The sequence below is a fragment of the Nocardiopsis halotolerans DSM 44410 genome, from assembly GCF_000341065.1.
Classification (GTDB): domain Bacteria; phylum Actinomycetota; class Actinomycetes; order Streptosporangiales; family Streptosporangiaceae; genus Nocardiopsis; species Nocardiopsis halotolerans.
Genome location: NZ_ANAX01000221.1, coordinates 1 through 9,167, shown reverse-complemented (window position 1 = coordinate 9,167; position 9,167 = coordinate 1). Strand labels below are relative to the sequence as shown.

General features: G+C 73.2%; 4 protein-coding genes and 2 pseudogenes. 4 read left to right on the top strand and 2 right to left on the bottom strand.

The window, feature by feature from the left end:
• A pseudogene (locus tag D455_RS33835) lies at positions 1 to 152 on the top strand (succinate--CoA ligase subunit alpha); the annotation flags it as partial.
• A gap of 87 nt (positions 153 to 239) precedes the next feature.
• Here the strand turns inward: D455_RS33835 and D455_RS0116820 are convergent.
• Positions 240 to 734, bottom strand: coding sequence for a DUF1707 SHOCT-like domain-containing protein (locus D455_RS0116820; RefSeq protein WP_017571877.1), 495 nt, complete (start codon positions 732 to 734; stop codon positions 240 to 242).
• Between the two features lie 248 nt (positions 735 to 982).
• Here D455_RS0116820 and D455_RS35455 point away from each other — a divergent pair.
• Positions 983 to 2,616, top strand: a pseudogene (locus D455_RS35455) (cell division protein PerM).
• A 229-nt stretch (positions 2,617 to 2,845) separates the two neighbouring features.
• Here the strand turns inward: D455_RS35455 and mfd are convergent.
• Positions 2,846 to 6,451, bottom strand: a complete 3,606-nt coding sequence (gene mfd / locus D455_RS0116800) for a transcription-repair coupling factor (RefSeq protein WP_017571875.1) — start codon at positions 6,449 to 6,451, stop codon at positions 2,846 to 2,848.
• A gap of 324 nt (positions 6,452 to 6,775) precedes the next feature.
• Between mfd and cysC the strand changes: the two genes are divergently transcribed.
• Together cysC and D455_RS0116790 are read left to right on the top strand one after the other, a co-directional pair.
• On the top strand, positions 6,776 to 8,359 hold the full coding sequence (gene cysC / locus D455_RS0116795) for an adenylyl-sulfate kinase (RefSeq protein ID WP_017571874.1): 1,584 nt from the start codon (positions 6,776 to 6,778) through the stop codon (positions 8,357 to 8,359).
• A gap of 29 nt (positions 8,360 to 8,388) precedes the next feature.
• On the top strand, positions 8,389 to 9,162 hold the full coding sequence (locus D455_RS0116790; protein WP_017571873.1) for a MazG family protein: 774 nt from the start codon (positions 8,389 to 8,391) through the stop codon (positions 9,160 to 9,162).
• The last annotated feature ends 5 nt before the right edge of the window (positions 9,163 to 9,167 follow it).

The window sequence follows — 9,167 nt, the reverse complement described above, 5'->3', positions numbered from 1 at the left end:
CTCCGGAGGGCAAGACGATGGGTCACGCGGGGGCGATCGTGTCGGGTTCCTCGGGCACGGCCGCGGCCAAGAAGGAGGCTCTGGAGGCCGTCGGCGTCAAGGTCGGCAAGACTCCGAGCGAGACCGCCCAGCTGGCGCGCGCCCTGTTCTGACCCGCCAAGGCGTTTTCCGCACAAGGCTCCGCCCCGCCGCGCACAGCGGTGGGGCGGAGCCTTGTGCGCGTGGGGCTCCTTGAGGGTTCAGCCGCTGCCGAGCTTCCCGGGGTCGTCGCGGCGCCCGCTCATGACGGCGGAGGTGAGGCCGGGGACCACGAGCAGGAAGAAGAACCCGAGGAAGACGGCGATGGAGGTGCCGTTGCCGGACATGATGGCGGGCAGACCCCACACGAGGAACAGGAAGCCGCTCCAGCCGATCATGGGGCCCAGGTGGGGGCCGCGGTGCCTGCGGTCCACCTCACCGCCCTTCGAGGCGCTGCCCTCCACGGGCGCGGGTTCACGGGTGGCGGGCGCTGTGCCGGCGGTTCCGGTGACGAAGTCCGGGTGCAGCCGTGCCGGCAGGTCCTCGAAGAGCGGGACCAGGTCCAGGTTGGTGACGGCCTTCAGGGCAGCGGCCGAGCGGGCCTCGTGCTCGTCGAGGTCCAGTCGCCCCTCCTCCAGCGCGGTCCGCAGCTGTTCCAGCGCACGGTCGCGCTCGTCGTCGGAGACGCGGTAGCGGTCGGGGTCGGGACCTGCCATGCGGGATCGTTCCATTCGGGGCGGGGGGCTGTGCCGGGCTCACAGGGTACGACGGGGCCGCACTGGTGCCGGTTCCCCGCTCTACGGACCGGCCGGGCCCCGTGCGCACCGGCACGACACGCGCGGCCGGGATACCGCGGAGCATTCCGGTCCCTGGCAGCATAAGTCGGGTGAGTACGCCAGGATCTCCCCCCGAGCGCGGCCGTCCGTCCAAGCGTCCGCGGACCAGCGCCGCCGACGCGTCCAAGGTGGCGCCCGCCAGGGCCACCGGCGCGCCCAGGCCCCTCTACTCGACCGGTGGGATCGCCGCGGCCACGGCCGCGGCCCTGGGGCTGGCCGTGATCGTCACCCTGACCCTGGTCGGGTGGGTGGCCGCGCCGCACGAGGCCTTCGGTGAGGAGATCGCCGACATCCTCCGGGGGGCGGTGCTGGCCTGGTTGGTGGGTCACCACGTGTCGTTCTCCGTGCCCGACGGGCAGATCGCCCTGCTGCCGATCGGCCTGGTCCTGCTGCCGGGGCTGCTGCTGTACCGGTCCGGCCGGTGGCTGGCGCGCTCCTGCGAGATCCCCCGACTGCGGTACGTGTACCGGGCGGCGCTGTCGATCGCCGGGCCGTACGCGGCGATCGCGGGCACCCTGGCCCTGCTGGCGCGTACCGAGGCGGTCGAGCCGAACATGTGGCGCGCACTGCTCATGGGTTTCGTGATCGCGTTCCTCGCCGGTGGTCTGGGAGTGCTGCGCCAGCTGATGCGCGACAAGGAGGTGGCCGTCCGGGACCTGCTGCGGCTGATGCCCGCCCGGTCGCGCTCCCTGCTGGTGGGGATGCTCGCCTCCACGGGAACACTCCTGCTCGGCGGCCTGCTGCTGTTCCTGGTGGCGTTGGCGGTGAGCCTGCCCGAGGCGGTCGAGACGACCCGGACGTTGAACCCCGGTCTGGTCGGCGGCGTGCTGCTGTTCGTCGTCCAGTTGGCGTATCTGCCCAACGCGGTGGTCTTCGCGGTGTGTTACGCGCTGGGCCCCGGGTTCGCGGTGGGGACGGGAACCGTCGTCGCGCCGACGGGGGTGTCGGTGGGTGCCCTGCCGCTGCTGCCGATGCTGGCCGCCCTGCCGGACAACGGGGCCGCGCCGGTCGTCTCCCTGATCGCGCTGGCGGTGCCGTTCGTCGCGGGGGCGGTGGGCGGTGCGCTCGCCCAGCGCAGTGCCCCGGACGTGGTGAGCGAGGCGGCGCCGCTGTGGGGGTTCGTGTGCGGGGTGACCACGGGCCTGCTGTGCGCCGCGCTGGCCGGGATGGCCGGGGGTTCGCTCGGCGGGGAGAGGCTGAGCGAGGTGGGTTCGTCGGCGTGGCAGGTGGGCCTGGTCACCGCCCTGGAGGTGGGTGTGGCCGCGGCCGTCGTCGCGTGGGCGGCGAACTGGTGGTACACGCGCGGAGAGCGTCCGGCGCGTGCGTCGCGGCGCTCGGAGCGCGGGTGGGGGAGGTCCTCTCCGAAGGAGGGGGCGCCCACCGCGAAGGGTACGGAGGAGCCCGTCGGGGACGAGGTGCGTGTCGACGGGGCGGAGGACCCCGAGCCTCGCTCCTCCGTGGAACTGCCTCCCGACGTGCCGGTCGGGGAGGGGCTGGCCACGGTGACGCCGCTGCGCCGTCGTGAGGAGGAGGCTCCGGCGTCCCCGGGGCCGGAGGCGCCGGAGGAGGACGTACCGGACCGGGCGGCCGAGCGGGTCGAGCGGAGACGGGCCCGGCGGGAGCTGAAGGAGCGGCNCGCAGGGCGCGGCGGGCCTCGGGCGGGCGCTGGTGGCGGCGCTCCGCCGAGGACGAGGAGTCCGAGGAGATGTACGGGATCACCTACGAGGCCGACTCCGACGAGGCCGACGCGCCCCAGCCGTGAGGAACGCCCGGTGGTCTCCCGGGTGCGGGCCACGGGGTACGAGGGCCTCGGAGCCGACCCGGGGTGTGGTGGCGCCGCGTCGTGGCCCCCGCGAGCTCCGATTCGGTGTCCGGGCTCGGGAACCGATGCCGGGAGGGTGGTCCGGCAGGAGGCCGAGAAGCACGACGGCCCGACACGCCGTGGGCCCGTACCGGGAGGTCCGGGACGGGCCCACACGGTCACTTCGCCGTCACTCGCTCCTGGTCGCGGGCCTGCTCCTGGCGGGCTCGAAGATGGAGTTGACCAGGTCGGTGCACCACTTGAGCAGTTCCAGGTCCCGCAGCGGCTTCCCGCCCAGCCCCCCGGCCTTGGGCACCGGCACCAGCAGGGTCCGGGTCGCCTCCTTGAGGATCGACTTGGGGTACAGCCGCCGCAGCCGCAGCTCCTGCGACTCGCGCAGCTCCACCGGCGCGAAGCGGATCTGGTTGCCCTGCATCACCACGTCCGAGAGCCCCGCGGACTTGGCCAGCACACGGAACCGGGCCACCGCCATGAGGTTGTCCACCTGCTCCGGCGGCGTTCCGTACCGGTCGGTGAGCTCCTCGTAGGCCGCGAGGATGTCCTCCTCGCTGGTGACGCTGGCGATGCGCTTGTACGACTGCAACCGCAGCCGCTCGCCCGGTACGTAGTCGTGCGGGATGTGCGCGTTGATGGGCAGCTCGACCTTGGTCTCGACCTCCTCGGCCGCGTCCGGGTCGCCCTTGAGTTCGGCCACGGCCTCACCGACCATGCGCACGTACAGGTCGAAGCCCACGCCCGCGATGGTCCCGGACTGCTCCGCGCCCAGGATGTTGCCCGCGCCCCGGATCTCCAGGTCCTTCATCGCCACGTACATGCCCGCGCCCGTCTCGGTGTGCTGGGCCACGGTGGCCAGCCGCTCGTAGGCGGTCTCGGTCAGCGGCCTCTCCGGCGGGTACAGGAAGTACGCGTAGGCGCGCTCGCGGCCACGGCCCACCCGGCCGCGCAGCTGGTGCAGCTGCGACAGCCCGTAGGTGTCGGCGCGGTCGATGATGAGGGTGTTGGCGTTGGGCACGTCCAGACCGGACTCGACGATGGTGGTGGAGACCAGCACGTCGAAGTTCTTCTCCCAGAAGTCGACCATCACCCTCTCGAGCTGCTGCTCGTTCATCTGGCCGTGCGCGTACGCCACCCGTGCCTCGGGTACCAGGCGCTGGATGTTCGCGGCCACCTTGTCGATGGACGCCACCCTGTTGTGCACGAAGAACACCTGTCCCTCGCGCATCAGCTCGCGGCGGATCGCCGCGGTGATCTGCTTGTCCTCGTAGGGACCGACGAACGTGAGCACCGGGTGGCGCTCCTCGGGCGGGGTGAGGATCGTGGTCATCTCGCGGATGCCGGTCATGCCCATCTCCAGCGTCCGCGGGATGGGTGTGGCCGACATCGCCAGCACGTCCACCTGGGTGCGCAGCCGCTTGAGCGCCTCCTTGTGCTCCACGCCGAAGCGCTGTTCCTCGTCGATGATGACCAGGCCCAGGTCCTTGAAGCGGGTCTCCGACGACAGCAGTCGGTGCGTGCCGATGACCACGTCGATCTCGCCGCTGCGCAACTTCTCGCGGGTGGCCTCCACCTCGCCGTCGGTCTGGAACCGCGACATCGGCCGGACCGTGACCGGGAACGAGGCGTAGCGCTCGGTGAACGTGGACATGTGCTGCTGCACCAGCAGCGTGGTGGGCACCAGGACGGCGACCTGCTTGCCGTCCTGCACCGCCTTGAACGCGGCGCGCACCGCGACCTCGGTCTTGCCGTAGCCGACGTCGCCGCAGATCAGCCGGTCCATCGGCACCGACTTGGCCATGTCCTTCTTGACCTCGTCGATCGCGGCGAGCTGGTCGGGCGTCTCCACGTAGGGGAACGCGTCCTCCAGTTCACGCTGCCAGGGGGTGTCGGGGCCGAAGGCGTGCCCCGGGGAGGCCTGCCGTGCCGAGTACAGCCGGATGAGGTCGCCCGCGATCTCCCGGACCACCTTGCGGGCGCGGCTCTTGGCCTTGCTCCACTCGGCGCCGCCCATCCTGGACAGCGTGGGCGCCTCGCCGCCCACGTACCGGGTGACCTCGCCCAGCTGCTCGGTGGGTACGAACAGGCGGTCGCCGGGCTGCCCGCGCTTGGAGGGCGCGTACTCGATGAGCAGGTACTCGCGTGTGGCGCCCTGGACCTGGCGGCTGACCATCTCCAGGTAGCGGCCCACACCGTGCTGTTCGTGCACGACGTAGTCGCCCGGCTTGAGCTGGAGCGGATCGACGGTGCCCCGCCGCCTGCTCGGCATCCGCCGCATGTCGCGGGTGGAGGACTTCTGACCCGCCAGGTCGGTCTCGGTGAGCACCACCGTGTGCACCGAGCGCAGCAGGAAGCCGTGGTCGACCAGGCCGGTGGTGACGGTCGCGACCGCGGGCTTGGGCTGTTCGTCCAGGTCCGCGGCCAGGCTGGCGCCGAGTCCGGCGTCGCGCAGCATCGCCACCAGGCGCTCGGCGGGCCCGTGCCCCTGGGTGACCAGCACGACGCTCCAGTTGTCGTGCAGCCACCCCTTGATGTCGGCCAGCGCGCGCTCGGTGTCGCCGCGGTAGGAGTCGGCGGGCACCGCGCCGACGACGACGGCGTCGTCCTCCTCGGCCGCGCCGCCCTCCTCGTCCGCGGCGAAGGGGGTCAGCCCCCACCAGGGCAGGCCCAGTTCGGCGGCGGTGGAGCGCAGCTCGGAGATGGACATGTACGCGGACCCGCCCAGGTCGATGGGGGCCTCGCCGCCGGAGGCGGCGTTGATCCACGACGCGTCGAGGAACTCGGCGCTGGTGGCCTCCAGTTCCACGGCGCGGGTGCGGATGCGCTCGGGATCGCAGCCCACCACCATCGCGCCCTCGGGCAGGTGGTTCAGGAACGGCTCCATCCGCTCGGCGAGCACCGGGGCGAACGCCTCCATGCCCTCCACCGTGACGCCGTCGGCGATCTTGTGCAGGATCTCGGCCAGGGAGGGGTGCTCCTCGGCCAGCGCCCTCGCCCGCCCGCGCACGGTGTCGGTGAGCAGCAGCTCACGGCACGGCGGCGCGAACAGCCCGGAGGAGGCGCTGGTGCGCGGCCCGTCGTCGCCCTCGCGGGGTTCGATGGAGCGCTGGTCGGCGACCTGGAAGTAGCGGATGTCCTCGACGGTGTCGCCCCAGAACTCCAGCCGCAGCGGGTGCTCCTCGGTGGGCGGGAACACGTCCAGGATGCCACCGCGCACGGCCATGTCACCGCGCTTCTCGACCAGGTCCACTCGGGCGTAGCCGGTGTTGGCCAGGTCGGTGACCACGTCCTCCAGGGGCACCTCGTCGCCGGGGCGGACACGCACCGGCTCCAGGTCGCCCAGACCGGCCACCAGCGGTTGCAGGACGCTGCGCACGGGAGCCACGACCACCCGTAGCGGGGAGGTCAGGGGGTCGGAGGGGTCGGGGTGGGCCAGGCGGCGCAGGACGGCCAGCCGCTGGCCGACGGTGTCCGAGCGCGGGGACAGCCGCTCGTGCGGCAGGGTCTCCCACGCGGGGAAGAGCGCCACCGAGTTCTCGGGCAGCACGGAGCCCAGGGCGTCGGTCAGGTCGGAGGCCTCGCGCTCGGTGGCGGTGACGGCGAGCACGGGCCGCCGCGCGCCCACGGGGGGGTCGGCGGCCAGCGCCCCCACCATGAAGGGGCGCAGCGCCGCCGGGGCGACGAGGTCGAGATGGGGATCGTGGCCGCCACGGGCGGCCTCGATCGCGCTGTGCAGCGCCGGGTCCCTGGAGACGTCGGCGAGAAGTCCAATGAGGCTCATAGCACCAGAAAGTGGAAGTGGTCCGGATCAGGCGGTGGTGGTCGCGGCCTGCACGGTGAGAAGGCGGCTGCGGGAGTGGACGCCCGGCACCTCTCCAGACTATCGACTTCGGAGACGGCGCGCGGGCGGGGTGTGGACGGCCGGAGGACACGGAGCTGCCCCGTGCCGTCCGCGTCCCGGCCCGGGGGCGCGGGCGGCGGCGTACCGGATAGAACCGCCTCCGAGCTGCTCCTATTCCGTCTGACGTGGTGCGACCGCAGGTCACCACCCGCTCCGGGCATACGCTAGGGGCGTTTACCCCAAGCACCGGAGGAGAGGAACCGCGTGGTGAGTGCCAACAGGCCCGGGAGTGCGCCGGGGGGCGGTGTCGGGAGGCCGGACGCTCCGGTCTTCGCCCCAGGTCCGGACGGTCTCGCCCACCTGGAGCTGGTCCTCAACGGCGCCTATCCGCTGCCCGGTTTCATGACGCGGGACGAGACGGAGGCCGTGGAGAGGGACGGCCGCCTGCCCGACGGGCGCCCCTGGCCGGTTCCGGTCATCCTGGAGGTGCCCGAGGAGCTGTCCGGAGCCGACCGTCTGACCCTCACCGACCCGGAGGGGGCCCCGCTGGCCGAACTCGGCGTCACCGAGTGCTGGCGGGACGGCGGAGGCCGCCCCCGCCTGGCCGGTGCGGTGACCCTGCTGCGCCCGCCCACCTACGGCGTCCTGCGCGAGCTGCGGCCCTCGCCCGCCGAGGTCCGGGCCCAGCGCGAGCTGGATCCCTCCGACCGTCCCCTGCTGGCGGTGGTCACCGACCGGCCGCTGCACCACCGCGCCCTGCACCAGGTCCGGAGCGAGGCCGACGCCCTGGGGCGCGTCCACGGCGGGGACGGACGCGCCGAGGTACTGGTGATCGTCGACACGGGCCTGGAGGACGAGGGCATGGCCACGGCGGTGCTGGCCGCCAAGCCCCTGCTCCCTTCGCGTACCTCCTTCGTGGTGTGCACGCTGCCGAGGAGCGCCGACCGCGCCGGGGACGTTCTGGGCGGCCCGTGGGGAACGCGCGAGGTGGCGCTGGCCGCGCACGTGGCCGCGGCCTACGGCGCCACCCACATGCTGGCGGTGACCGGAGCGGACGGACCCGACGTCGAGCGGGTGATGGCCCAGCGGCCGCCCCTGACCGTGCTGGACCCCGAGCCGTGGCGCTACGACTCCCGTGACGGCCTGTGGCTCCCCCTCACGCAGGTGGACCCTGCGCACGCGCGGACCGAGCTCACCGACGAGCAGGTGGAGGCCGAACTGGCGCACGGGCGCGAGCTGCCCGCCTGGTTCACCCCGGCCCGCGTGGGCGCGGAGCTGGCGCGGTTGCGCCCGGCCCGCACCAGGAGGGGGCTGACCGTGCTGTTCACCGGCCTGTCGGGGTCGGGCAAGTCCACGATCGCCCGGGGCGTGTGCGACGGCGTCCGCAGGTCGGGGCGGTCGGTGACCCTGTTGGACGGTGATGTGGTGCGGCGCATGCTCTCCAGCGGGCTGACCTTCTCCCGGGAGCACCGGGAGCTGAACATCCGACGGATCGGTTACGTCGCCTCGGAGATCACCCGCCACGGCGGGGTCGCGGTGTGCGCGCCGATCGCGCCCTACGCCAAGGGGCGCGCGGAGGTGCGCGCGATGGTGGAGGAGTTCGGCGACTTCTTCCTGGTGCACGTGGCGACCCCGCTGGAGGTGTGTGAGGCCCGCGACCGCAAGGGCCTGTACGCCAAGGCGCGGGCGGGGGAGATCCCCGAGTTCACCGGGATCTCCGACCCCTACGAGGAACCGGACGACGCCGACCTGGTGGTGGACACCGAGGGGATGGACCCCTCCGAGTCCGTGGCCCGGGTGCTGGCCGCCCTGCGCGCGGGCGGTTGGCTGCCCGAGCAGGACGGATGAGCGGCGGCGCGAGCAGGGAGGGAAACAGGATGAACGACGGTCCCGGGGACGGGCGAGGTGACGGCCAGCCGGTCGGGTACCGGTTGCTGCGGCTGGTCGAGGTGATGGACACCCTGCGCAGGGAGTGCCCGTGGGACCGCGACCAGACCCACGGGTCGCTGGCCAAGTACCTCATCCAGGAAGCGTACGAGACCCTGGAGACCATCGAGGAGGGCGACGTCGCGCTGCTGCGCGAGGAGCTGGGCGACGTGCTGCTCCAGGTGGTCTTCCACGCCGCGATCGCCGCCGAACGCCCCGAGGGCGATCCGGCGCGGTTCACGGTGGACGACGTCGCCGACGCCATCACCGACAAGATGACCCGCCGCCACCCGCACGTGTTCGGCGGGGCCGAGGTGGCGGGCGCCGACGAGGTGCGCTCCAACTGGGAGGCCATCAAGGCCGCCGAGCGCGCGGAGAAGGCCAGGGCCGCGGGCGGTGACGGGCGCACCTCCGTCCTGGACGGGGTGCCGTTCGCCCAGCCCGCCGTGCTGCTGGCCGACGAGTTGCAGAGGCGGGCGGTGCGCAACGGGTTCCCCGCGGACCTGGTGGGTGACGACGGCGCCGAGGGCGGTGAGCTGTTCGCCGCGGTGGCGGCCGAGCGCGGCCGGGGACGCGACGCCGAGACCGACCTGCGCGCGGCTGCCCGCCGGTTCGACGCCCGTGTGCGCGCGGCCGAGGACGCGGCCCGCGCGGACGGCCGTGAGCCCCGTGAGCTGTCCGAGGCGCAGTGGAGGACCTACTGGGTCAAGGCGGGCGAGGCGTAGCGCGG